Genomic DNA, 21763 nt, shown 5'->3' with positions numbered 1-21763 from the left:
TTTCAGCCGAGGCTCGCCCTCAGGAAAGCCATCACCGCTGCGGTCAATGCATCGCCCTCGGTGCCGAAGTCGCGATTGATCGACATGTGCGAATAGGCGCTGCCGTCGAACAGTGTGACCCTGGTTCCGGTGGCGCGCAGACGCCCGGCGAAGGCCTGCGCGTCCGCCGCGCGGGCTTTCGCCCGCGAATGGGCGATGAAGGTCGGCGGGTGCTTGCGCCCTTCCACATAGGTGACAGGCGACAGCGCGCGCCACTGTGCCGGATCGGGAAAGGCGCGGGCATAGACCCCTGCCATGCCGCCGCTTCTGGCCAGCGCCTCCAGATCGTAGGCCCTGGTGTCGTCGAGAACCAGCGCCGCGACGCCGGGCAGGCCGCCGCGCAGCCCGGTCAATGCGACGAGATGGCAGCCGGCCGAATGGCCCATGGCGACGATCCGGTCCGGATCGCCGCCATGCCTGGCGATGTTGGCGCGGACGTAACGATAGGCCAGTTCGACATCTGCCGCCTGGGTGGCGACGTCGGCTTCAGGCAGCATCCGGTAGTCGATCGAGACGAAGCCGAAGCCATTGTCGAGCAGGAAACCAGGCTTGGAATTGACATTGTTGCGGTTGCCGACCCGCCAGGCGCCGCCATGGACGAAGAAGACGACCGGCAGGCCGCCTGCGCCATCGCGGGAATAGATATCGAGCTTGGCCGGCCCATAGTCGAAGGTTTCGGGCGACGGCGAACGCAGCCGCAATGCCGCCGCCTGTCCCGGCAGCAGCGCCGCCATCGACGCCAGAAGCAGGCTTCGCCGATCGATCGTCATCACCTCCTGACTGCCCACGGCTGCCACAAGGTGCGCACTGTCATTCTCCAAGCATCGCCGGCTTGATCCTCAGCCGCGCGATACGGTTCTTGTCGCGCTTCATGACGACGAAGCGCTTGCCGTGAAACGTGAAGGCCTGCTTTTCGTCCGGGATCGACTGCGCCTCGTGGATGACAAGGCCGGCGATGGTGGTGGCTTCCTCGTCCGGCAGGTTCCAGTCGAGCGCCCGATTAAGGTCGCGGATCGGCACCGTGCCGTCGACGACGACGGAGCCGTCGGCCTCCTGCTTGACGCCCTGGATGTCGATGTCGTGCTCGTCGGCGATCTCGCCGACGATCTCCTCGATGATGTCTTCCAGCGTCACCAGCCCTTCGACCTCGCCATATTCGTCGACGACGATGGCGAAATGCGCCTTGCGGCGCAGGAAGGCATTGAGCTGCTCCTGAAGCGTCGTGGTGTCGGGCACGAACCACGGTTTCGACGCGATCTTCATCACGTCGATCCTGGAAAAATCGTTGCCGACCTCGTTCAGCGCGCGCAGCAGATCCTTCGCGTGCAGCACGCCGACAATGTTGTCGAGCGAACCCTTCCACAACGGCATGCGGGTGTGCGGGCTCTGCAGGATCTCGCGCACCACCGCTTCGGGCGGGTCGTCGGCGTTGACGGAGCGCATATTGGTGCGGTGGACCATGACGTCCGACACTTCGAGCTCCTCGAGGTCGAACAGGCCGCCGATGCGGGCGCGGTCCTCGCGCACCACCTGGCCGTCGCGGCGGAAATCGTCGACGGCGCCGCGCAGTTCCTCGCGCGCCGAGCGCTGCGGCTCCATGCGTTGCAGCTCGTAGCCGAAGGCGGCGAGCAGGCGCCGGCGCAAGACGAAGCCCAGCAGGCCGAGGCCGGCGAGCACGGCAGCCGCGATCCAGCCGGCCTGGCTCATCCCGGGCGGCTTTCCTGCCGACCCGGATGGTTCTCCCGGAGGAACGCCAGCACTTCCGAGGGCGGCACATCCCGGGCGATAAAGGCCTGGCCGATGCCGCGCGTCAGGATGAAGGTCAGCGCGCCGCGCGACACCTTCTTGTCCTGGGTGATGAAGGAGAACAGCGTCTCGGCGTCGGGCAGTTCGCCTGGAATGTCGGCCATGCGCCAGGGCAGACCGACGGCGCGAAGATGCGCCTCGACACGCGCCGCGTCGTCGGGGCTCGCCAAATTGAGCCTTGACGAAAAGCGGTGCGCCAGCGCCATGCCGATGGCGACGCCCTCGCCATGCACGAGCCTTGCGCCGTCATAGCCGGTCGCCGCCTCCAGCGCATGACCGAAGGTGTGGCCGAGATTGAGCAACGCGCGGTCGCCGGTCTCGAACTCGTCGCGGGCAACGACGTCGGCCTTGGCACGACAGGCCTCGGCGATGGCCGCAGCCCGCTCCGGCCCGCCGGCAAACACTTGACGCCAGTTTTCTTCCAGCCAGGCGAAAAACTCGGGCCGGTCGATCAGCCCGTATTTGGCCAGTTCGGCATAGCCGGCGCGAAACTCGCGGATCGGCAGCGTGTCGAGCACTTCGGTGTCGGCCAGCACCAGCCTGGGCTGGTGGAATACCCCGACCAGGTTCTTGCCGCGCTTGCTGTTGATGCCGGTCTTGCCGCCGACGGAGGAATCGACCTGCGCCAGCAGCGAGGTCGGAACCTGCACGAAGTTCATGCCGCGCCGCGCGATGCCGGCGGCAAAGCCGGCGAGGTCGCCGACGACGCCGCCGCCGAGCGCGATGACGACGTCGCCGCGCTCCAGCTTGGCGGCCAGCACGCCGTCGACCACCTCTTCGAGATGCGCAAAGCTCTTGGTCTTTTCGCCTGGCGGCAACGTGATGACGGCATGTTGGATGCCACCGCTTGCCAGGCCGGCCGCAAGCGTCGCGAGATGCGCGGCCGCGACGTTTTCGTCGGTGACGACCGCCGCCCGCGTCCCCGGCAGACGGCGCGAAATCTCGGCGCCGGCGCGTGACAGCAGGCCGGGACCGATCAAAATATCGTAGGCACGCTCGCCAAGCCCGACTTCGACAGAGACCGTTGCATCAGCGCTCACGACCGCACCTCGTCAATGTCGGCAACGCCGAGATGGCCGCGCAGCGCGTCCACCACTTCGGCGGCAATGATCTCCTTCCGGTCGTCGCGGGTCGGCACGACGACGTCGGCCGCGGCATAAACCGGGTAGCGTTCCGCCATCAGCCGTTCCAGCACGGCGCGTGGATCGGCGCTTTTCAGCAGCGGCCGGTTCTGTTTCTTGGAAACGCGCTCCATCAACAGGTCGATCTCGGCTTTCAGCCAAACCGAAACGCCATGGCTGGCGATCGCCTCGCGCGTCTGCGCGTTCATGAAGGCGCCGCCGCCGGTCGACAGCACCTGCGGCCCGTGCTCCAGCACACGCAGGATGACGCGCTGCTCCAGTGCCCGGAACTCCGCCTCGCCATAGCGCTCGAACAGGTCCGGGACGCTCATGCGCGAAACAGTTTCGATCTCCTGGTCGCTGTCGATGAAGGGCAGTGCCAGCATCGCCGCCACCTTGCGGCCGATCGCCGTCTTGCCGGCGCCCATCAGCCCGACAAAGACGATGGAACGGCCGCCCAGCCGGCCGAGCAGCGCGGCATGGCTCTCGCCCGGAGGATTTGCTGGTAGCGCGTTCATGCTTCTAGGGCCTCTTTGGCGGCGTATCGACATCAAAAGCCTGTTTGCGTCAAGCGCGGCGCAACCGGGACTATGGGCTTCACCCTTGAATTGGCCGGATTGGCGTCTCATAAGGGCACAGGGTTGGAAATGCAGAATAAGACGACGGGCGAAAATTAATGCCAACACTGTTTCGCTTTGTCGTGACGCTCGCGATTCTGGCCGGCATTGTCTATGGCGCGATGTTCGCCCTGGTCATGTTCGTCGAGCCGAGGAAGGCGGAAATGAGCGTGCGTATCCCTCCGGAAAAGCTCAATCCCAAAAAATGAACAGCGCCGCTCGCATCGAAGCCTTCCTGGAGATGATGAGCGCCGAGCGCGGCGCCGCCGAAAACACGCTTTCCTCCTATCGCCGCGACCTCGAAGACGCTTCCGCCGGGATCGGCGGTGGGCTTGCCGCTGCCACCAGCGCCGATATCCGTGCCTATCTCGACGACATCGCCGCGCGCGGCTTTGCCGCCACCTCGCAGGCGCGCAAATTGTCGGCGATCCGGCAGTTCTTCAAGTTCCTCTATGCCGAGGGCCTGCGCGGCGACGATCCGACCGGCACGCTGGGCAGTCCGAGGAAAGGCCGGCCGCTGCCCAAGACGATGAGCGAGGCCGATACCGGCCGGCTGCTCGACCGTGCCGCGCAGGAGGCAATGGACCCCTCCCTGCATGACGGCGACAGCCTGGCGGCGCTGCGCCTGCACGCGCTGGTCGAGGTGCTCTACGCCACCGGCTTGCGCGTTTCGGAGCTGGTCGGCCTTCCCGTGACGGTGGCGCAGCGCGACGACCGCTTCTTCATGGTCCGCGGCAAGGGCAACAAGGAACGCATGGTGCCGCTGTCGGCCAAGGCGCGCACGGCGATGCGGACCTGGCTTGCCGCCCGGGCGGCGGTGCCGGCTCTTGCCGACAGCCCGTTCCTGTTTCCGGCCGCCGCCGACAGCGGCTATCTCTCGAGACAGGTCTTTGCCCGCGAGCTGAAAGGGCTTGCCGCGCGGGCCGGCATTGCCGCGGCGAAGATATCGCCGCATGTGCTGCGCCATGCTTTCGCCAGCCATCTCTTGCAGAACGGCGCCGATCTCAGGGCCGTGCAGCAGCTGCTCGGCCATGCCGATATTTCAACCACGCAGATATACACGCATGTGCTGGAGGAGCGGCTGGTGCGTCTGGTCAACGATCATCATCCGCTTGCCGACTAGGCGTCATGTCGCTATGTGAGAACGACGCTCCACCGCGCCCAGCCTGCATTTTCGGGCTTGCGTCAGTCATTGCCTTCCGACTTGCCGGTTCGCCCAAGAATGTACAATTACCTCGATTTCGAAAAGCCTGTGCAGGATCTCGAAGGCAAGATCCTTGAGCTGAAGAAGCTTGCCGAGAACGGCGAGGCGGTCGACGTCGGCGATGAGATCGCACGTCTCGAGAAGCGCTCGCGCGATGCGCTGCGCGACGCCTACAAGGCGCTGACGCCATGGCAGAAGGTGCAGGTGGCGCGCCATCCGGACAGGCCGCATTGCATCGACTACATCAAGGGCCTGCTTACCGATTTCACGCCGCTTGCCGGCGACCGCAATTTCGGCGAGGACCAGGCGATCGTCGGCGGCTTCGCCCGCTTTCGCGGCGAGCCGGTGGCGATCATCGGCCAGGAGAAGGGTTCCGATACGGCAAGCCGGCTGAAGCATAATTTCGGCTCGGTGCGGCCGGAGGGCTACCGCAAGGCGGTGCGGCTGATGGAACTCGCCGACCGCTTCCAGATCCCGCTGCTGACGCTGGTCGACACGGCCGGCGCCTATCCCGGCGTCAACGCCGAAGAGCGCGGCCAGGCGGAAGCCATCGCCCGCTCGACCTCGGCCTGCCTTGGCCTGAAGGTGCCGTCGATCTCGGTGGTGATCGGCGAAGGCGGCTCGGGCGGCGCTATAGCGATCGCCACCGCCAACCGCGTCTACATGCTCGAACACGCCATCTATTCGGTGATCTCGCCGGAGGGCGCCGCCTCGATCCTGTGGCGCGATACCACGCGGTCCAAGGATGCTGCGACCAATATGAAGATCACGGCGCAGGACCTGCTGGAGCTGAAGATCATCGACGCCATCATCGCCGAGCCGCTCGGCGGTGCCCATCGCGCCCCCGAAACGGTGATCGCCGCCACCGGCGACCTCATCGCCAGGACGATGAAGGAATTCTCCGGCGCCAACACCGACTTCCGCGAGCATCGCCGCGAGAAATACCTGGCGATGGGCCGCAATCTGTAACCAACGCAGGCACGCGGCCTGAAATGTGGCGGCGTGAACCAGTTTCGCCACAAAAATGCCGCTGCATTCGGCTCAGTGAGCTTAACGCAAGGGGACGCGCCGCATGCTTGCGGTAAGGAATTTTCAAGGTTAACGGGCTTAAGGTCCGTCAGCGGTCGGTTTAGCAGCTGCGGCATCCGCGGCGCAGAGATGAAGACGATAGCCATATCCATGTTTGCCAAGCTTGCCCGCACCGGAGTTCTGATCGCTGCGATCGGCGTCGCCGGCTGCAATGACGCTTCGATGAAGGATTTTGCGCCGCAAGCCAACAAGCCGCTGCCGGACAAAGTCCTGGCCGAAATGAAAGCCAAGGGCATGGTCCGCACCTCCTCGGTGATGGCCCGCATCTTCAAGGAAGAAGGCAAGCTCGAAATCTGGAAGGCCAAGACCAACGGCCGCTACGACCTGGTCGCCAGCTACGACATCTGCAAATGGTCGGGCAAGCTCGGCCCGAAATTCACCGAAGGCGACCGCCAGGCGCCGGAAGGCTTTTACACGGTCCGCCCGGCACAGATGAACCCGCGGTCGAATTACCACCTGTCCTTCAATATCGGCTACCCGAACGCCTATGACCGCGCCAATGGCCGCACCGGTTCCAACCTGATGGTCCATGGCGCCTGCTCGTCGTCCGGCTGCTATTCGATGACCGACGCCCAGATCGAGCAGATCTACGCTTTCGGCCGCGACGCCTTCCAGGGCGGCCAGACCGAGTTTCAGATCCAGGCTTTTCCGTTCCGCATGACCGCCGCCAACATGGCGCGCTATCGCAACGACCCGAACTACGAATTCTGGAAGATGCTGAAGGTTGGCTACGACAATTTCGAGGTCACCAAGGTGCCGCCGAAAGTCGACGTCTGCGAGAAGCGCTACGTGTTCAACCAGGTTGCGGCCGACGGCTCGACCTTCAATCCGACCGGCCCTTGCCCTCCGACCACCCAGCCCGATTCGCTGAAGAGCGCCATCAACGCCTATCAAAGCACCTATGAGGCGGCCTTCAACGGCGCCATAAAGGCCAGCGTGCCGGCGCCCAAGCCAACCATCGCCGGGATCAAGGAAGCCAGCATCGTTTCCGACTGGTCGAAGCGGCGTGCCCGCGGCGAACGCGTTCCGATCGAGCCGCCCTCGCTCAACCCGGACGGCACGGTGGCCGAAACGGCGCGCATGGGCCGCATCGATTCGCCGGCGGGCCGCAAGATGGCAGCGCTCGACGCCGAAAAGGCTGCCAAGCAGAAGGCCGAGGAACAGCGGCTTGCCGCGATAGAAGCGGCGAAGGCAGCGAAAGCGGCAGCCAAGGCACAGGCCTTGGCCGAGAAGGAAGCTGCAAAAGCCCAGGCGCTAGCCGAAAAGGAAGCTGCCAAGACCGCCGCCGAGGTGCCTGTCGCCACCGCCACCGTAGCGCCATCGGAGGCCGCCCCGGCAGTCGAAACGCAGGCTGCGGACGCCGAAAGCACGGCGACAAGGCTGAAGAAGAAGCTGCTCGGCATGTTTGGCGGCTGAGGTTCATGCTTGAACAGGAAGATGGGGGCCAGGAAGACAGGCCCTCAACCAGCCCCGCCGCCGTCTACGACCTCAAAGGCTTGAACTGCCCGTTGCCCGTGCTCAAGGCAAAAAAGCGCCTGGCCGCAATGCAGCCGGGCAGCCGCCTGTGGCTCGAAACCACCGACCCGCTCGCCGTCATCGACATTCCCGCCTTCTGCGCCGAGAGCGGCCATCGGCTGATCGAAACGACGGCGATGGCAGGCGGCCACCGCTTCCTGGTCGAGCGCGGGATCGGCTGAGTCTCGACTTAGCTCGTTCTGGCGAAAGCGGCTGAGCGGGATAATCTCCCCCCTTGAGGGGGAGATGGCCGGCAGGCCAGAGGGGGTTGCCGCGCGTGAAGCGCCAACCTTTTCTTTCGTCCCACAGGGGCGCCAGCCGAGGCGACCCCCTCTGTCGCCTTCGGCGACATCTCCCCCTCAAGGGGGGAGATCACGATCCGGCAATAGCCAGCGGGTTGCTTTCCAGTGCTGCGCGATCCGGCGTGTCGATCGACGGCCGGTTGGTGAAGGCGGCGAACAGCCGCCGGACATAGTCTTCGGGCATGTCGAGCGTGATCAGCACCAGCCTGGTGCCGCGCTGGCTGTCCGGCCAGGCCGGCAGTTGCACCGGCGGATGCAGGATCTTCTGCACGCCATGGATAACCAGCGGCCGCGACCGGTCTTCTGCAAGCTCGATGACGCCTTTCATCCGCAAAAGGCGCTCGCCATGCGCCGAGCGCAACAGATCGAGGAACATCTCGATTGCCGAAAACGGCACCGGCCCGTCATGAACCAGCGAATACGAACGCACACGGGAATCGTGCCTGTGGTCATGGTGATCATGGTCGGGATGGTCATGCCCGCCGTGGTCATGGTCGTGGCCGGCTTGTTCGCCCAGCCAACGCTGCACATCGACGGATTTGGTGGCCGGATTGTAGAGGCCGCTATCGAACAGGGTCGCGGTGCTTGCCTCGCCCGCGTCGAGCACCACGGCGCCCGGGTTGAGCTGCCTGAGCCGCGCCCGCAACGCCTCGACATCGCCTGCATCCGTGGTCAGGTCGGCCTTGCTGAGCACCATGCGATCGGCGATGGCCACCTGCTTCACCGCCTCGACATGCGCATCGAGCGTCGCATTGCCGTTCACGGCATCGACCAGGGTGATGACGCCGTCGAGCCGGAAGGCCTGGACCAGGGCGGGGTGTGCCATGATCGACTGCAGCACGGGGGCGGGATCGGCGAGCCCGGTGGTCTCGACGATGACGCGGGCAAGCCGGTCGATGCGGCCGGTCTGCAGCCGGTCGACGAGGTCAGCCAGCGTGTCGACCAGTTCGCCGCGCACCGTGCAGCAGAGACAGCCGTCGGAGAGCTGGATGATGCCGTCGGAGGCCTGCTCGACCAGGAGATGGTCGATCGCCACCTCGCCGAACTCGTTGATGATGACGGCGGTGTCGGCGAGCGCCGGATCTCGGAGCAGCCGGTTGAGCAGCGTCGTCTTGCCGGCACCGAGAAAGCCGGTGAGCACCGAAACGGGGATCGGGAAGCCGGCCATGCGGCTAGTTCAGCGCCTTGGCCGGCTGCTGGACCTGCGCGGCGGTGGCGGATCCGGCCACAATTGGCTCGGCGCCGGCCGGCGGCGCCCGGTCCGGCCGCCATGTCGGCAGCGGCACGTCGGCATATTCCTGCCCGGAGGCGTCGAGCATCGCCTTCGGCTTCGGTCCCGTGGCGCCGCCGAGGCCGACGGCGATCAGCGTCGGTACATGGTCGAGCTTTTCCTGATAGGGCGATTTCGGCACGTCCTTGCCCTTGTCGCCGACGGCGGGTGCGGTTTCCGACTGCTCCTCGACCGGCTTCTTCTTGCAGATTTCGTCATTCATGTCGTTGGCCGACATGGTATCGCCATAGGTGGGTAGCGCCGCTACCGTCAGCCAGCTCGGCGCCGGCGTTGCAAAGCCCTGGTCGAGCAATTTTGCCGCCGCCTCTGCACGGGTAATGGCCGATTGCTCGCCGAGCACTACGGCGACCAGGGTGCGGCCGTTGCGGGTCGCCGAGCCGATCATGTTGAAGCCGGACGAGCAGACGAAACCCGTCTTCATGCCGTCGGCACCCGGATAGCGGCCGATCAGCAGGTTGTAGTTGGAGATCGCCTTCTTGCCGACCGCAAGGCCTTCGATCGAGAACCAGGGGGCATATTGCGGAAATTCCTTGCGAATCGCCATCACCAGCAAAGCGAGATCGCGCGCTGTCGTATACTGGTCCGGCGAATAGAGCCCGTTCGGATTGACAAAATGGGACCCGCTCATGCCGAGCCTCTGCGCTTCGGCGTTCATGCGTTCGGCGAAAGCCGCTTGCGAACCGCCGATATTCTCGCCGACCGCCATGGCGATATCGTTGGCCGATTTGACCAGCATCATCTTCAGCGCATTGTCCAACCGCATCACCGAGCCCGGCTTGAAGCCCATCTTGCTCGGCGGCTCGCCGGCGGAATGTTTCGTTACCTTGATCGGCGAATCGAGCTGGACCTCGCCCACGGCAATCGCCCGAAACGCCACATAGGCGGTCATCAGCTTGGTCAGCGACGCCGGGTACCAGCGCCTGAAAGCCTCCTGGTGCTGCAGGATCTTGCCGCTGTTCAGGTCGAACAGGATTGTCGGATTGGCCAAGGCAGGCCCGGCCAGCGACGCAAGCACCACCGTGCCGGCCACCAACAGTCTGAGGAAATGCCTGTAGCGCATCATGAAAACCGAAATAGCCTCTTGCCGCAGTCGCACCTGGCTCCATAAGATTTCGTTACACGATCGCCAGGATAATGGTCCGGCCCTCTGTTCCCGGACCACAGTCGCGGTGCTATTTACTCTATGTGACGTCAACATGGCAAAGTGCTGCCGATCACAATGTGGAAGCAGCAGCACAATGCAAAGCAGCGTGCATGGTTGCAAGGCAGCAGGCACAATTGCAAAGCAGCAGGCCAAGACCGCCTGCTCCAACAGCGAAATGGAATTATCATGCCGATCCTGAACCGAGCCGCCGAAATGCAGGACGAGGTGGCCGGCTGGCGCCGCCATTTGCACCAGACGCCGGAGCTGAATTTCGACGTCTTCAAGACCGCCGCTTTCGTCACCGAGAAGCTGAAGGCTTTCGGCTGCGACGATATCGTGACGGGTTTGGGCAAGACCGGCGTCGTCGGCATCATCCGCGGCCGCCACGGCGAAGGCTCGACCATCGGCCTGCGCGCCGACATGGATGCCCTGCCGCTCAACGAGATCACCGGCAAATCCTATGCCTCGACCGTCCCCGGCAAGATGCACGCCTGCGGTCATGACGGCCACACCGCAATGCTGTTGGGTGCCGCCAAATACCTCGCCGAAACGCGCAATTTCGCAGGCTCCGTCGCGGTCATCTTCCAGCCGGCCGAAGAGGGCGGCGGCGGCGGCAACGAGATGGTCAAGGACGGTATGATGGAGCGCTTCGCTATCTCCAAGGTTTTCGGCATGCACAACATGCCGGGCCTGCCGGTCGGCCAGTTCGCCATCAGGCCGGGCCCGATCATGGCGGCGACCGCCGAATTCACCATCACCGTCAAGGGCCGGGGCGGCCACGCGGCGATGCCGCACGGCACCATCGATCCGATCGTCATCACCAGCCAACTCGTCGGCGCATTGCAGACGATCGCCTCGCGCAGCACCGATCCGGTCGAGGCGGTGGTCGTCTCGGTGACGAAATTCCACGCCGGCGACGCCTATAACGTCATTCCCGAGACTGCCGAGATCGCCGGCACCGTACGCACGCTGAAGAAGGAAGTCGCCAAGAAGGCAGAGGAGCGCATCCGCGCACTTTGCCAAGGCCTGGGCGCTGCCTTCGGCGCGACAATCGAGGTTGATTACAATGCCAATTACCCCGTCACCTTCAACCATCCGGAAGAGACGGTCTTTGCCAGCGACATCGCGGCCGACGTCGCCGGCGACAGCCATGTGCACCGCGCCATCCAGCCGGTGATGGGCGGCGAGGATTTCTCCTACATGCTTGAAGCGCGGCCGGGCGCCTTCATCTTCATCGGCAATGGCGATACCGCCGGCCTGCACAACCCAGCCTACGACTTCAACGACGAGGTCATCCCGCACGGCATGAGCTATTGGGTGAAGCTGGCGGAAACAGCGCTGGCGGCGTAGCCCTTCCGCATCGGCTGTGCGGCGACCGCCGCACCTCTGGGTGGCAAAATAGGGCAGGACATGTTCTGCTGGTCACTTCCGGCCGGACGACTTCCGGGCAAGGCCGAAGGAAATGCCCAGAGCGATACCTATACCAATGCCCGCGACAATGTTGTCCAACACGACGCCGATAGCCACGCCGATCACGACGCCGAGTGTGAGGTGTTTGGCATCCATCATGCCCGGTCATGTAGCGTGGAAGGCAAGAGCCGCAACGGCTACGGTCCGCTCTTCGGATCCTCGACCTCCAGCGCCTCCATGACCGGCGCCAGCTCATTGTCGTCGGAAGCCTGCGGCTCTTCGCCTGTCCTCGCCTTCGTCAGGGCTGCCTCGATCGCCTCCTGGATATCGCCGAGTTCGTCTTCGCGAACCTCGTGGCCATAGCCGGCAGCATCGGCATCCTGCTCGAATTGCTGCGCCAGGACGGCGACGCTCACCTCGCTCTCGGCCGGCAGATTGCCGACATTCTCCTGCAGCCACGTTTGAAAGAACTCTTTGGTGGCGCTCATGCGATGTCTCCTTCGGGACACTAAAGCGCGCCGGCATCCCGAAAGTTCCGCTATCTGAGCCGTCTTTGCGCCCGTTGCCGGCTGCCCCGCAATTCAGCGCGGCCAGGCGGCGTTGGCGCCGCCTGGCTCGGCTGCTTACTGGCTGGCAGCAGTCGTCGGTTCGCACGACACATTCGGGTTCATGTCCGCGAAGGCGCCGGTCGGGTTGCCCTTCCAGGCCCAGACATGCAGCTCGTAGAACGGGCCGAGGCCATAGCGATTGGGCGCACTGTTGAAGTTGAACAGATGCCCGTCGAGCGAGGCCGGGCCTTTCGAGGTGATGTATTCGACCGCGATCAGTTTTAGCGTGCCGTCGGCCATCGGCTCGTACATCACCGCTTCCGGCTTGGCGACATCGACAGGGTCGTCCTTGAGGTAGCCGGGATTGACGTAATGGATGCCCATGGCGCCGCCGGTGATGCCGCTGGCGCAAGGGATTGGCGCATAGCCCTCAGCGGTCGCCGCCGCCACATTCTCGAAGCGGCTGTTGGCCGCGCGTACCTTGTCGGCCAGCGGATTGGGACCGGACGCGGGCGCTGCCTGATGCGCCTGCGCCAACGCAGTGCAGGCCGACAGCAGCGCCGCGGCAGCGAGAACTCTATTGCGAAAGTTGATTGTCATAGTCATTCCATTCTTCTTGAAAAGCACAGCCCGGCCGGCCACCGGAAGTAGGGAGGTCCGGCAGGTGGGCGCTGTGGCTGTTGTTGCTGGGAGATCCCTGTCCCGATGCGACGAATGCAGGGGAAGATCATCCCTTCGGCAGATAGGGGATGGTTCCGGCCAGATCGGAATTGTCGATCAGCTGGAAACGGCTGTCGCTGCCGCCCTGACGGGCCGAAACGAAGGGTGCGTAGGCAGGATCGTCGGTGAAGGCGCGAGCCGCGGCCTCGGTCGGGAACGCCATCAAGGCAATCAGCGTCGTGTCGAGCGGCTTGCCTTCGAGCGTCTTCACATTGCCGCTGCGCGACAGATATCTGCCGCCGTGCTTGTGAACGAGGTCGTGGACCGACGCGGCATAGGCCGGCATCCACTTCGGGTCCCTCACCTTGATGTCTGCGATAACGTAAGCGGTCATGGGTCATGTCTCCTGGTCGTGCACAGGGGTATCCCGTGCAGCGGCAGAGGGGTCGCATGGCAAGGGTCGCGCCAGCCAGTCCCCGATCTGTACTGGTGTGGCGAATCCGAAATTCGCATTCACTTTGGAGCAACGCAGCGAGCGAATTTCGGATTCAAAAGCCACACCAGCAAGTGCTTGGATTTCCAGTGTGGTTTTGGATTTGAAGTTCCTAATGCTGATGCCACCCAGAAAGCAGGAACTTCGAACCCACCGCACTGGGCCGGTACAGTTTCTGTACTCGCCGCGTCGCCGGGAAAGGCCTATGGTTCCGGCGGAGTTTGAGGGAAGGCAACATCGTGACCCAGTCTGGATACAAACAGTTCTGCCCGTTATCGATGGCCGCCGAGGTGCTGTGCACCCGCTGGACCATGGTTCTGCTTCGCGAATTGGTGGCGGGTTCGACCCGTTTCAACGATTTGCGCCGCGGCGTCCCCAAAATGTCGCCGACCCTTCTGTCGCAACGGCTCAAGGAGCTCGAACTGGCCGGGATCGTCGAGCGCAAGGAGGTGCGCGGCGAGAAAGGCATCTTCGAATACCGGATGACCGAGGCAGGCAGGGATCTGCGTTCCGTCGTCGAGGCGATGGGTTTTTGGGGCCAGAAATGGGTCGAGTCCCGGCTGTCGCTGAAGAACCTCGATCCGTCGCTGCTGATGTGGGACATGCGGCGCAATCTCAACGCGTCGCCGCTTCCCGACGGGCGCACAGTAATACAATTTCTGTATCAGGAGCTCCCCGCCTCCAAGCGGTCATGGTGGCTGATCGTCGAGAAGCACGGCGAGGTCGACCTCTGCTGGTACGATCCGGGCTTCGATGTCGATCTCTACGTCTCGACCGACCTGCACACGATGACCGAAATCTGGATGGGGCTGATCACCGTCGAGAAGGCCGGGCCGAAAGTCATCTTGACGGGCGACCAGGATATCGCCCGTAAAATGCAGACCTGGCTGGGCCTGAGCCCGTTCGCGGTCGAACCCAAGCGAGCGGCCTAGCTGCCTCTTGGCGAAACCTCCCGAAGCGGTTATGTGTCGGGCGCGATGGTCCCGTAGCTCAGTAGGATAGAGCGGCAGATTCCTAATCTGTAGGTCACAGGTTCGATTCCTGTCGGGATCACCACGCTTTCAACTGGTTACCTGACGGTCGCGTCGGTGCTCGGCTGTGAACGCGTGCGAGGAAGTCGCGCACCAACGCAAGCGCCTCATCGAAATGGGTTTCCAGTAGCCAGTGGCCGGCGCCATCGAGGAGATGGAGCTCTGCTTGCGGCAAGTCGCGCTTGTAGGCGCGGGCCGATGCGGCCGGCATATAGCCATCCTCGGGACCCCAGACGATCAGTGTCGGTGGTTGCCGTTCGCGCAGATAAGCCTGGTATTTCGGGAACCAGTTGAGGTTCGCCTCCAGCTTCTCCATCAGGCCGACCGCAAGCCGCCGACGGGGCGGCGTGTCCATCAGAGGCCAATGGAGTTTCCACAGATCCGGTGGCACGCGCTCGGCCACGGCCTCGCCAACCTCACCGATGAACTCGTGCCGGAAGCCCTCCTCGCTCACCGCTTCTTCCAGCGGGCGATGCTTGTCGGGCGTCTTGTCGTTCCAATACGCCTTGATGGCTGCGTATTTCGGGCCGAGCACGTCTTCGTAGATGTCGCCGTTTTGGATGATAAGCGCGGCAACGCGCTCCGGATAGGCGATGGCGTGGCGCAATCCGATCTGCGAGCCGTAATCGTGCAGCCAGAGCGTATAGTGAGACAGGCCGAGCGCGTCCGCGAAAGCCGCCAAAAACCCGGCATAGGTCTCGAAATCGTAGCCGAATGCAGCCATGTCGGGCGTAGCGCTGTAGCCGAAGCCAGGAAAATCCGGGGCGAACGTGTGCCAGCGATCAGCCAGTCCGGGCATCAGCCTTCGAAACTGATAGGACGAACAGGGATAGCCGTGCGGCAGCAGAAGCACGGGAGCGTCGGCCGGGCCTTCCTCGCGAAAGAAGACAGTAGTTCCGTCAACTCTGATTTGGCGGTGTCGCAACTTTGCCTCCTCGATCGAAAGGCTCCGAAAATGACTGGTAACCCCCGCATCCCGTTGTGAGCGCCTGGATCCGAAACTCATGATCAGGTCGAGGGTTCCCGGTCGTGCCGGTGACAGCGGCCAAGGAACCTGCCGCCGATCAGATCGTTTCGCGGTATCTGGCTAAGGCCAATCGGAGCGGAGGCAGACATGCCGCATGCTCACAATCGCGGGACACCGAACACGGGCCGGCTCTGCCAGTTCGGGGCTTGGCGCGATGCTGCGTGACGATGCTGCGTGACGTCGACTATGTCCTGCAAAAACTCGACTGGATGCGCGCCGAAGGCATCTGGCCCAACGGCTTGCGGTATCTGTGGACCGATGCATTCGGGGTCGTGCTCTACGTCTCGCTTTGCACAGAAACTGGCGAACAGCGCTGGCTGGACGAGGCCGAGCGGCTGGTGGCCGATGTCGAGCGTGTGCTCGGCCGCCGGCGCGGACTGAGGATCGGCGAAGCGGCCGATCGCGACGGCCAGTATTTCCACTATCTGGCGATGTGGCTGTTCGCCCTGGCGCGTCTCGGCGATCTGAAGCCGGAATACCGCAAGCGCGGCATTGCGCTGGCGCGGGACATTCACCCGGCATTTGTGGTCCCTGGCCGCGGCGTGATCTGGAAGATGCAGGAGGATCTGAGCAGCCCATATCCCGGCTACCGTCTCGGCAGCATGGATGCCTATGACGGCGACGTGGCGAAGCGGTTTGCCGAACTGGAAAAATGGGCGAGAAAGAACCTTCCGGTCGGCGACGTCGTGGGGCGCTGGTGCAATGAGGATTATGATACGGCCGACAGGATTCCATATGCCGGCGAGCCCGATCCAAAAATGGGCTCGAGCGCGACCCGGCGATCGTAATCATTGCCGCGATCATGCGCGGCGCCGACCCTCCCGCCACGAAGCCAGCAGCCGCATGACAAATTGGGGGGCAGATCACAAGGAGAAATCCCATGCATGCAAAACTCGTGACCGGAGCAATGCTGATCGCGATGTCGGCGCTGCTCCAACCGGCATCGGCGGCACCCGATTGGCAAACAATCGCTAAGGCGCTCGGCAAATCCGGAACCGAGACGCCTGATGGCGTCTACCGGGTCGGGCTGCCGCGAACGGACCTGAAGGTTTCGCTCGACGGCGTGGCCCTGAAACCCGGATTTGCGCTTGGAGGCTGGATTGCGTTCGAACCCATGGGAGATCAGGCAATGGTTATGGGCGACATCGTTCTGACGCAGGACGAGGTGAACCCGGTCATGAAGAAGCTTGAAGAAAGCGGGATCGAGATCACTGCGGTACACAACCACTTGCTGCGCGCGGAGCCAATGACACTCTACATGCACGTCTTCGGCCAGGGCGACCCGGTTACGCTCGCCACAGCGCTTCATGCCGGATTGGCGCTGAGCAAAACACCGATGGGAGGCGGCGCCCAGCCGCAAGCCGCACCACAGATCGAGTTCGACACGGCCGGTGTCGACCAAACCATCGGTTATAAGGGTAAGGCCAATGGCGCGGTCTACCAGTTCACGATCTCGCGCGCTGAGCCGGTCGAGGAAAATGGAATGGAAGTGCCGGCGGCCATGGGCTCGGCAATAGCGATTAACTTCCAATCGACAGGTGGCGGCAAGGCGGCGATCACGGGTGATTTTGTGCTGACAGCAAAGGAGGTCAATCCGGTTATCAAAGCCATGCTGGATAACGGCATCGAGATCACCGCGTTGCATAGCCACATGCTCGATGAGCAACCGCGGCTCTTCTTCATGCATTTCTGGGCGTACGACGATGCGCAGAAGCTGGCGAAAGGACTGCGCGCAGCCCTCGACAAGGTCGCCGTCAAAAAGAGCTAGATTGGGCGTCCGCGCGCGCGTCCAACGGCGGAGTTCGGCCGACTCGGAGCGATCGTCGGCCTTCTTCCCGCCGCCTCGGGAATGGTTCTCTGGCACGGCGTCTCTCCGCCACCAGCATTGCGCCTGAGATCACCTTTCCATCGCACACGAGACTCAAGGGGCGGGCCGGGCTTTTGCGAACTAACGCGTTCGGAACGATCAAAGGTCCGCTTCGTTCTGATCGGATGGACTGGATTAGACTAGGCCTCCTGGCGTTGGCGGGGTTCCTCACCTGGACACTGAACACCCTCTCGGCCGGAGGCGGAGGTCTATTGCTGATCCCCGCCGTGACTTTCATCACAGGGAGCGCGGCGGTTGCGCCGGTCATCACCTTGACCGAGCTCATCGGCAATCCCATCCGCGCCCTGGCGTTCCGGCGCGACATCGATTGGAGCCTGGTCCGTTGGTACCTGCCCGGCGCCATCGCCGGTGCCGCTGCGGGCTCCTGGCTCTTCGCCAACAGTCGGGCGGAATGGCTCCAGATACTCATAGGGATCTATCTGATCAGTGCAGTCTGGGAATTTCGCGGCGGCGCGCGCGAGCGGAGCTACCGAGCCCGCCGGCCGCTGGTGGTTCCTCCCGGCCGGCCTGATCGTCGCGCTGTTGTCGGCGCTGATGGGCACGGTGGGACCCGTCTTGAATTCGCTCTATCTGAACTACGGTTCGGAGAAGGAGACGTTGGTCGCCACGAAATCGGTGAACTCGTTTGTGACCGATGTCGTCAAGATCGCGGTATTCACCGGACTCGGCGCGCTCGGTGGTCAGGCGGTCATGTACGGCGCAGCCGCGGGTTTGGGCGCTGCGCTTGCCAATCTGCTGGCCAAGCGCTGGCTCGAACGCCTAAGTGGACGACAGTTCCGCGGCCTTGTGGTCGCGCTCATGGCTGTGAGTGGAGCGCTGATGATCTGGAACCAGCACAGCTTCGTTGTGCAGGCCTGGCGCGCGGCCACAGGAATGTCTTAACAATGTCGATGTTGGCTGGAGCGCTGCGCCGTAGCTTGGTTGACCGGTCGCGCGATACGCAGAAGCTGGCAAAAGGCCTGCGCGCAGCCCTCGACAAGGTCGCCGTCAAAAAGAGCTAGCGCTTCCCGTCCGCGCGCATCATACAGGGCTCTTCGAACCAGCCGACCTAACCAGCTCAGCTTCGAGAAGCTTCGTGAGATTAGATCACGCTCAGGGTCACGGCGGCAAGAACCAGATAGCGGCCGACCTTGGCGGCAGTGACCAGCAAAAGGAAAACCCGAAAAGGCTCGCGCAGGACGCCCGCGACGACGGTTAGCGGATCACCGACAACCGGCAGCCAACTCAGCAGGAGCGACCACTTTCCATAGCGGCGATACCACGCTTGCGCGCGGTCCAGTTGCGCTTGGTTCATCGGAAACCACCGTTGGCCCCGAAAGCGCTCGATGCCTCGTCCGAGCCGCCAGTTGATCACCGATCCAAGCACGTTGCCGACGCTCGCGACTCCGATGAGCAGCCAGGGCGAGTAATCCGCAAGCACGAGCTCGACCAGCACTGCTTCCGATTGCATCGGCAGGATCGTAGCGGCGAGCAAGGCCGCCAGGAACAGACCAGCACAGGCCGCGAGATCGGTCATTGAACCGCATATCCGCCAGTCGACCTAATGATGGTGACCTTCGGGTTCGACCATCTTGAACGGCAGCACCTGTTCGCGATCTTTCGCGGTCAGCACCAGACCTGCCTGGAACTCATGCGGTTCGGCAGGGGCGACGGTGCTCTCAAGGCGGTGATGGTTGTCGCCGACAGGTTCGAGGCGAAGCGTCTCCGGCCCGCCGGGCCGGTCGATGATCACCGTCGCTGCCAGATCGTCGGCCTGGCGATCGATGGTCAGCCGCGTCCGCTCGCCGGCCGGTGTGTCGACGATTTCCAACGTCCCCGCAGCCAGACCGCAGGCGACCTTAAAGGGCTCCGGCGCAGCGTCAGTTGCGATACCGATCCGTGGCCAGCGCAGCGCATCATAATTCTGCTGTTCCTTCAGCCTGCAAAGTCTCCGCGAGAATCGTGAGGGTCGCGCCGGTGAAAGCGGCCAAGGAACCTGCCGCCGATCAGATCGTTTCGCGGTATCTGGCTAAGGCCAACCGGAGCGGAGGCAGATATGCCGCATGCCCGCAATCGCATGGAACCGAACATCGGCAAAGTCTGCCGTGGATTCGGGCCTTGGCGCGATGCTGCGTGACGTCGATTATGTCCTGCAAAAACTCGACTGGATGCGCGGCGAAGGCATCTGGCCCAACGGCTTGCGGTATCTGTGGACCGATGCATTCGGGGTCGTGCTCTACGTCTCGCTTTGCACAGAAACTGGCGAACAGCGCTGGCTGGACGAGGCCGAGCGGCTGGTGGCCGATGTCGAGCGTGTGCTCGGCCGCCGGCGCGGACTGAGGATCGGCGAAGCGGCCGATCGCGACGGCCAGTATTTCCACTATCTGGCGATGTGGCTGTTCGCCTTGGCGCGTCTCGGCGATCTGAAGCCGGAATACCGCAAGCGCGGCATTGCGCTGGCGAGGGACATTCACCCGGCGTTTGTGGTCCCTGGCCGCGGCGTGATCTGGAAGATGCAGGAGGATTTGAGCGGTCCTTACCCCGGCTACGGCCTCGGCAGCATGGATGCCTATGACGGCTACGTCTCTTACCGAATGCTCGACGACGAGGAACTGGCGCCCGAGATCGCGCAGATGCGTGCCCTGATGGAGCGCGATTGGCGCAGCCTCGACATCGACCAGGACCTCGGCCTCGGCATGATGCTGTGGCTCGCCCATTTCTCTCCCGACGAGCCGTGGGCCGAGGCCCAGACGAGGCGTTCGCTGCGAACCCTGGAAACGATGTGGGTCGACCCGCCCGGTTATTTCAGCCGCGCGCCATGGCTGCGCGACACCAAGTTCGCCTTCACCAATTACGGCGTTTCGCTCGGCCTGCAGGCCGCCGGTATCTGGCCGGGGCGTGTCGATAGGCTGAACGCCTTCTTCGAGGACTGGCGCTCCGGCGACGAATACGACCGCGAGGCGATCACGTGGGTGATGGCCTGCACCTCGCACCTTCCCGGCGCTTTTCTGACCCGGGGTGGCGAGACAATGATTGAAAGCGACCAAGCTCGGGAACGTTCCTCCGCCGGCGCGGTTGTCGATGGAAGTGCATGGAGACGCAAGGGGCGGGGTTGAAATGGCCATTCTCTTGGGAAAACCGGGAAGCTGTTGGGTGGCGGCAGCCGCCTCCACGAACTATCCCCAGCTCGAAGGTTCGATCCGTGCAGACGCCGTTGTCGTGGGTGCTGGAATTGTCGGGCTGACGACGGCGCTTCGGCTTTGCGAGGCGGGCCGGTCGGTGGTCGTCCTCGAAGGCCTGCGCACAGGCGGCCAGGTGACCGGCCGCTCGACGGCCAAGATCACCACGCAGCATGCGCTGATCTATCGTCATCTCATCGACAGCGTTGGCCGGGACCTGGCGCAGACCTATGCCGATGCGAATTCCGCCGGCGCGCGCCAAATCCGCGATTGGGTTAACAACTGCGCCATCGCCTGCGATTTCGAGAGCAAGGACGCCTATACCTACACCTGCAGTGAAAGCCGCTGCGCGGAGATTGCGGCCGAGGCGGAGGCCGCGCGCCAGGTCGGGCTGGAGGCCGAGATCCTCGACCGCGCACCGCTGCCTTTCGTAACGGCCGCCGCGCTACGGTTCCCCGACCAGGCGCAGTTCAATCCGGCGATGTATCTGGTTGGCCTGGCGGAAGCGGTGACGGCCCGTGGCGGTCGGATTTTCGAAAACAGCCGCGCCACCTCGATCGACGAGGCAAGCCGCTGGCGCGTCGTCACCGATGGCGGCGCCGTTGATGCCGGGTACGTCGTCGTCGCCACCAACATGACGGTGAAGAGCCCCGTCGGCATGGCGAACCGGACGCAACCGCGCTGCCACACCGCCATGGCCTTTCGGATCGACGATCCCCTCCCTGTCGACGGCATGTTCATCGGCATCGACGACCCGACGCATTCCATCCGCACGGGCCGTGATGCCGAAGGGCCACTGCTGGTCACGCTCGGCCCCAAGTTCAACACCGGCTGGGACGGCGACGTGGCCAAGCGGTTTGTCGAACTGGAAAACTGGGCAAGAAAGAACCTTCCGGTCGGCGACGTCGCCTGGCGCTGGTGCAATGAGGACTATGATACGGCCGACAGGATCCCATATGCCGGCGAACCCGATCCCGCCAAGGCCGCCGGCTTCCACATTGCCACGGGCTTCAACGCCTGGGGCATCACCAACGGGACGGCCGTGGGCGAGATGATCGCCGACCTGATCTGCGGCCGCCCGAGCCCATGGCAAAAACTCTACGATCCGGCCCGGCCCTATCCTGAGGACTTCCACAAGAACGGCCGCAGTCAATCGATCGTCTCGAGCACCCACGACATTGCGCCTGGTATGGGCGGCGTGATCGTCAGGGGAGACGAAAAGATTGCGGCGTGGAGAGACACCGAAGGCGCACTCCAGGCGGTTTCGGCGATTTGCACCCACAAGGGCTGCACCGTAACCTGGAACAATGCGGACCACACCTGGGATTGTCCCTGCCACGGCTCGATCTTCGCCGCCGACGGTTCGGTCATCCACGGCCCTGCCCGAAAACCGCTTGCCCAGATTACATTGTGAAGGCGG

At 63.8% G+C, this 21763-nt stretch carries 25 protein-coding genes, 1 tRNA gene and 1 pseudogene; 14 read left to right on the top strand and 13 right to left on the bottom strand.

Annotation, left to right across the window (positions count from 1 at the left end):
* Positions 1 to 2 precede the first annotated feature (2 nt).
* From NKH59_RS12140 to NKH59_RS12125, 4 genes are read right to left on the bottom strand one after another with little or no spacing between them, the layout of a single operon-like run.
* Entirely contained in the window at positions 3 to 809 is an 807-nt protein-coding gene (locus NKH59_RS12140; RefSeq protein ID WP_353022050.1) for an alpha/beta hydrolase, read from the bottom strand.
* Positions 810 to 849: 40 nt separating this feature from the next.
* On the bottom strand, positions 850 to 1746 hold the full coding sequence (locus tag NKH59_RS12135; RefSeq protein WP_353022048.1) for an HlyC/CorC family transporter: 897 nt from the start codon (positions 1744 to 1746) through the stop codon (positions 850 to 852).
* Entirely contained in the window at positions 1743 to 2885 is a 1143-nt protein-coding gene (gene aroB / locus NKH59_RS12130; protein WP_353022045.1) for a 3-dehydroquinate synthase, read from the bottom strand. The genes NKH59_RS12135 and aroB overlap by 4 nt, the downstream gene beginning before the upstream one ends.
* Complete coding sequence (locus NKH59_RS12125) at positions 2882 to 3484, bottom strand: shikimate kinase (protein ID WP_352457618.1); 603 nt, start codon at positions 3482 to 3484, stop codon at positions 2882 to 2884. Before NKH59_RS12125 ends, aroB begins: the two co-directional genes overlap by 4 nt.
* A 158-nt stretch (positions 3485 to 3642) precedes the next feature.
* Between NKH59_RS12125 and NKH59_RS12120 the strand changes: the two genes are divergently transcribed.
* From NKH59_RS12120 to NKH59_RS12100, 5 genes are all read left to right on the top strand, one after another.
* Complete coding sequence (locus NKH59_RS12120) at positions 3643 to 3792, top strand: hypothetical protein (RefSeq protein WP_023677884.1); 150 nt, start codon at positions 3643 to 3645, stop codon at positions 3790 to 3792.
* Positions 3789 to 4706 carry a site-specific tyrosine recombinase XerD gene (locus NKH59_RS12115; RefSeq protein WP_353022043.1) on the top strand — a complete coding sequence of 306 codons (918 nt, stop codon included), beginning with the start codon at positions 3789 to 3791 and terminating at the stop codon, positions 4704 to 4706. The genes NKH59_RS12120 and NKH59_RS12115 overlap by 4 nt, the downstream gene beginning before the upstream one ends.
* A 99-nt stretch (positions 4707 to 4805) precedes the next feature.
* Positions 4806 to 5756 (top strand): acetyl-CoA carboxylase carboxyltransferase subunit alpha, encoded by a 951-nt coding sequence (locus NKH59_RS12110; protein WP_352471457.1) that lies wholly within the window; start codon positions 4806 to 4808, stop codon positions 5754 to 5756.
* A gap of 210 nt (positions 5757 to 5966) precedes the next feature.
* On the top strand, positions 5967 to 7292 hold the full coding sequence (locus tag NKH59_RS12105; protein ID WP_353022127.1) for a L,D-transpeptidase family protein: 1326 nt from the start codon (positions 5967 to 5969) through the stop codon (positions 7290 to 7292).
* Between the two features lie 5 nt (positions 7293 to 7297).
* Positions 7298 to 7573 (top strand): sulfurtransferase TusA family protein, encoded by a 276-nt coding sequence (locus NKH59_RS12100; RefSeq protein ID WP_352683120.1) that lies wholly within the window; start codon positions 7298 to 7300, stop codon positions 7571 to 7573.
* A 190-nt stretch (positions 7574 to 7763) separates the two neighbouring features.
* Here NKH59_RS12100 and NKH59_RS12095 read toward each other — a convergent pair whose 3' ends face one another.
* Both NKH59_RS12095 and NKH59_RS12090 read right to left on the bottom strand, forming a co-directional pair.
* Complete coding sequence (locus tag NKH59_RS12095; RefSeq protein WP_353022040.1) at positions 7764 to 8861, bottom strand: CobW family GTP-binding protein; 1098 nt, start codon at positions 8859 to 8861, stop codon at positions 7764 to 7766.
* A 4-nt stretch (positions 8862 to 8865) separates the two neighbouring features.
* Complete coding sequence (locus NKH59_RS12090; protein WP_353022126.1) at positions 8866 to 10044, bottom strand: D-alanyl-D-alanine carboxypeptidase family protein; 1179 nt, start codon at positions 10042 to 10044, stop codon at positions 8866 to 8868.
* 270 nt (positions 10045 to 10314) lie between these two features.
* Here NKH59_RS12090 and NKH59_RS12085 point away from each other — a divergent pair, with 270 nt between their 5' ends.
* Entirely contained in the window at positions 10315 to 11478 is a 1164-nt protein-coding gene (locus tag NKH59_RS12085; RefSeq protein ID WP_352616115.1) for a M20 aminoacylase family protein, read from the top strand.
* Between the two features lie 72 nt (positions 11479 to 11550).
* Here the strand turns inward: NKH59_RS12085 and NKH59_RS12080 are convergent, their stop codons facing one another.
* From NKH59_RS12080 to NKH59_RS12065, 4 genes are all read right to left on the bottom strand, one after another.
* Complete coding sequence (locus tag NKH59_RS12080) at positions 11551 to 11697, bottom strand: glycine zipper domain-containing protein (RefSeq protein WP_353022038.1); 147 nt, start codon at positions 11695 to 11697, stop codon at positions 11551 to 11553.
* Positions 11698 to 11735: 38 nt separating this feature from the next.
* The gene (locus tag NKH59_RS12075) at positions 11736 to 12026 is read right to left on the bottom strand and encodes a hypothetical protein (RefSeq protein ID WP_353022036.1); all 291 of its coding nucleotides are present in this window, start codon (positions 12024 to 12026) and stop codon (positions 11736 to 11738) included.
* Positions 12027 to 12161: 135 nt separating this feature from the next.
* Positions 12162 to 12686: a hypothetical protein gene (locus NKH59_RS12070; protein ID WP_502908698.1), complete on the bottom strand. Its 525-nt coding sequence runs from the start codon at positions 12684 to 12686 to the stop codon at positions 12162 to 12164.
* A gap of 127 nt (positions 12687 to 12813) precedes the next feature.
* Positions 12814 to 13140 carry a DUF1330 domain-containing protein gene (locus NKH59_RS12065; RefSeq protein WP_023677873.1) on the bottom strand — a complete coding sequence of 109 codons (327 nt, stop codon included), beginning with the start codon at positions 13138 to 13140 and terminating at the stop codon, positions 12814 to 12816.
* Between the two features lie 338 nt (positions 13141 to 13478).
* Here NKH59_RS12065 and NKH59_RS12060 point away from each other — a divergent pair, with 338 nt between their 5' ends.
* On the top strand, positions 13479 to 14171 hold the full coding sequence (locus tag NKH59_RS12060) for a winged helix-turn-helix transcriptional regulator (protein ID WP_352457625.1): 693 nt from the start codon (positions 13479 to 13481) through the stop codon (positions 14169 to 14171).
* 47 nt (positions 14172 to 14218) lie between these two features.
* A tRNA-Arg gene (locus NKH59_RS12055) sits at positions 14219 to 14295 on the top strand.
* Here the strand turns inward: NKH59_RS12055 and NKH59_RS12050 are convergent.
* Positions 14290 to 15195 carry an alpha/beta fold hydrolase gene (locus NKH59_RS12050; RefSeq protein ID WP_353022031.1) on the bottom strand — a complete coding sequence of 302 codons (906 nt, stop codon included), beginning with the start codon at positions 15193 to 15195 and terminating at the stop codon, positions 14290 to 14292. The genes NKH59_RS12055 and NKH59_RS12050 overlap by 6 nt on opposite strands.
* Before the next feature lie 263 nt (positions 15196 to 15458).
* Between NKH59_RS12050 and NKH59_RS12045 the strand changes: the two genes are divergently transcribed.
* From NKH59_RS12045 to NKH59_RS12030, 4 genes and pseudogenes are all read left to right on the top strand, one after another.
* Complete coding sequence (locus tag NKH59_RS12045; RefSeq protein ID WP_353022028.1) at positions 15459 to 16085, top strand: hypothetical protein; 627 nt, start codon at positions 15459 to 15461, stop codon at positions 16083 to 16085.
* A gap of 92 nt (positions 16086 to 16177) precedes the next feature.
* Entirely contained in the window at positions 16178 to 17065 is an 888-nt protein-coding gene (locus tag NKH59_RS12040; RefSeq protein ID WP_352471465.1) for a DUF1259 domain-containing protein, read from the top strand.
* Positions 17066 to 17289: 224 nt separating this feature from the next.
* A pseudogene (locus NKH59_RS12035) lies at positions 17290 to 17574 on the top strand (TSUP family transporter); the annotation flags it as partial.
* Positions 17575 to 17611: 37 nt separating this feature from the next.
* Entirely contained in the window at positions 17612 to 18067 is a 456-nt protein-coding gene (locus tag NKH59_RS12030; protein WP_353022025.1) for a TSUP family transporter, read from the top strand.
* A 199-nt stretch (positions 18068 to 18266) separates the two neighbouring features.
* Here NKH59_RS12030 and NKH59_RS12025 read toward each other — a convergent pair whose 3' ends face one another.
* Together NKH59_RS12025 and NKH59_RS12020 are read right to left on the bottom strand one after the other, a co-directional pair.
* Positions 18267 to 18701 (bottom strand): YqaA family protein, encoded by a 435-nt coding sequence (locus NKH59_RS12025; protein WP_353022022.1) that lies wholly within the window; start codon positions 18699 to 18701, stop codon positions 18267 to 18269.
* Between the two features lie 24 nt (positions 18702 to 18725).
* The gene (locus tag NKH59_RS12020) at positions 18726 to 18995 is read right to left on the bottom strand and encodes a hypothetical protein (RefSeq protein ID WP_352471467.1); all 270 of its coding nucleotides are present in this window, start codon (positions 18993 to 18995) and stop codon (positions 18726 to 18728) included.
* Between the two features lie 232 nt (positions 18996 to 19227).
* On the opposite strand from NKH59_RS12020, the gene NKH59_RS12015 reads away from it, so the two are divergent.
* Both NKH59_RS12015 and NKH59_RS12010 read left to right on the top strand, forming a co-directional pair.
* Entirely contained in the window at positions 19228 to 20280 is a 1053-nt protein-coding gene (locus NKH59_RS12015; protein ID WP_353022021.1) for a hypothetical protein, read from the top strand.
* A gap of 1 nt (position 20281) precedes the next feature.
* Complete coding sequence (locus NKH59_RS12010) at positions 20282 to 21757, top strand: FAD-dependent oxidoreductase (RefSeq protein ID WP_353022018.1); 1476 nt, start codon at positions 20282 to 20284, stop codon at positions 21755 to 21757.
* The last annotated feature ends 6 nt before the right edge of the window (positions 21758 to 21763 follow it).

Source organism: Mesorhizobium sp. M0998 (assembly GCF_040318885.1).
Lineage (GTDB): Bacteria > Pseudomonadota > Alphaproteobacteria > Rhizobiales > Rhizobiaceae > Mesorhizobium.
This window is presented reverse-complemented; position numbering and strand designations above follow the sequence as displayed.

Coding starts and splice junctions, on each gene's coding strand:
- NKH59_RS12075 (WP_353022036.1), bottom strand. CDS start 12,026: ATGAGCGCCACCAAAGAGTTCTTTCAAACGTGGCTGCAGGAGAATGTC.
- NKH59_RS12010 (WP_353022018.1), top strand. CDS start 20,282: ATGGCCATTCTCTTGGGAAAACCGGGAAGCTGTTGGGTGGCGGCAGCC.
- NKH59_RS12025 (WP_353022022.1), bottom strand. CDS start 18,701: ATGACCGATCTCGCGGCCTGTGCTGGTCTGTTCCTGGCGGCCTTGCTC.
- NKH59_RS12105 (WP_353022127.1), top strand. CDS start 5,967: ATGTTTGCCAAGCTTGCCCGCACCGGAGTTCTGATCGCTGCGATCGGC.
- NKH59_RS12135 (WP_353022048.1), bottom strand. CDS start 1,746: ATGAGCCAGGCCGGCTGGATCGCGGCTGCCGTGCTCGCCGGCCTCGGC.
- NKH59_RS12070 (WP_502908698.1), bottom strand. CDS start 12,686: ATGACAATCAACTTTCGCAATAGAGTTCTCGCTGCCGCGGCGCTGCTG.
- NKH59_RS12115 (WP_353022043.1), top strand. CDS start 3,789: ATGAACAGCGCCGCTCGCATCGAAGCCTTCCTGGAGATGATGAGCGCC.
- NKH59_RS12090 (WP_353022126.1), bottom strand. CDS start 10,044: ATGCGCTACAGGCATTTCCTCAGACTGTTGGTGGCCGGCACGGTGGTG.
- NKH59_RS12120 (WP_023677884.1), top strand. CDS start 3,643: ATGCCAACACTGTTTCGCTTTGTCGTGACGCTCGCGATTCTGGCCGGC.
- NKH59_RS12065 (WP_023677873.1), bottom strand. CDS start 13,140: ATGACCGCTTACGTTATCGCAGACATCAAGGTGAGGGACCCGAAGTGG.
- NKH59_RS12015 (WP_353022021.1), top strand. CDS start 19,228: ATGCCCGCAATCGCATGGAACCGAACATCGGCAAAGTCTGCCGTGGAT.
- NKH59_RS12125 (WP_352457618.1), bottom strand. CDS start 3,484: ATGAACGCGCTACCAGCAAATCCTCCGGGCGAGAGCCATGCCGCGCTG.
- NKH59_RS12080 (WP_353022038.1), bottom strand. CDS start 11,697: ATGATGGATGCCAAACACCTCACACTCGGCGTCGTGATCGGCGTGGCT.
- NKH59_RS12140 (WP_353022050.1), bottom strand. CDS start 809: ATGACGATCGATCGGCGAAGCCTGCTTCTGGCGTCGATGGCGGCGCTG.
- NKH59_RS12100 (WP_352683120.1), top strand. CDS start 7,298: ATGCTTGAACAGGAAGATGGGGGCCAGGAAGACAGGCCCTCAACCAGC.
- NKH59_RS12085 (WP_352616115.1), top strand. CDS start 10,315: ATGCCGATCCTGAACCGAGCCGCCGAAATGCAGGACGAGGTGGCCGGC.
- NKH59_RS12095 (WP_353022040.1), bottom strand. CDS start 8,861: ATGGCCGGCTTCCCGATCCCCGTTTCGGTGCTCACCGGCTTTCTCGGT.
- NKH59_RS12040 (WP_352471465.1), top strand. CDS start 16,178: ATGCATGCAAAACTCGTGACCGGAGCAATGCTGATCGCGATGTCGGCG.
- NKH59_RS12110 (WP_352471457.1), top strand. CDS start 4,806: ATGTACAATTACCTCGATTTCGAAAAGCCTGTGCAGGATCTCGAAGGC.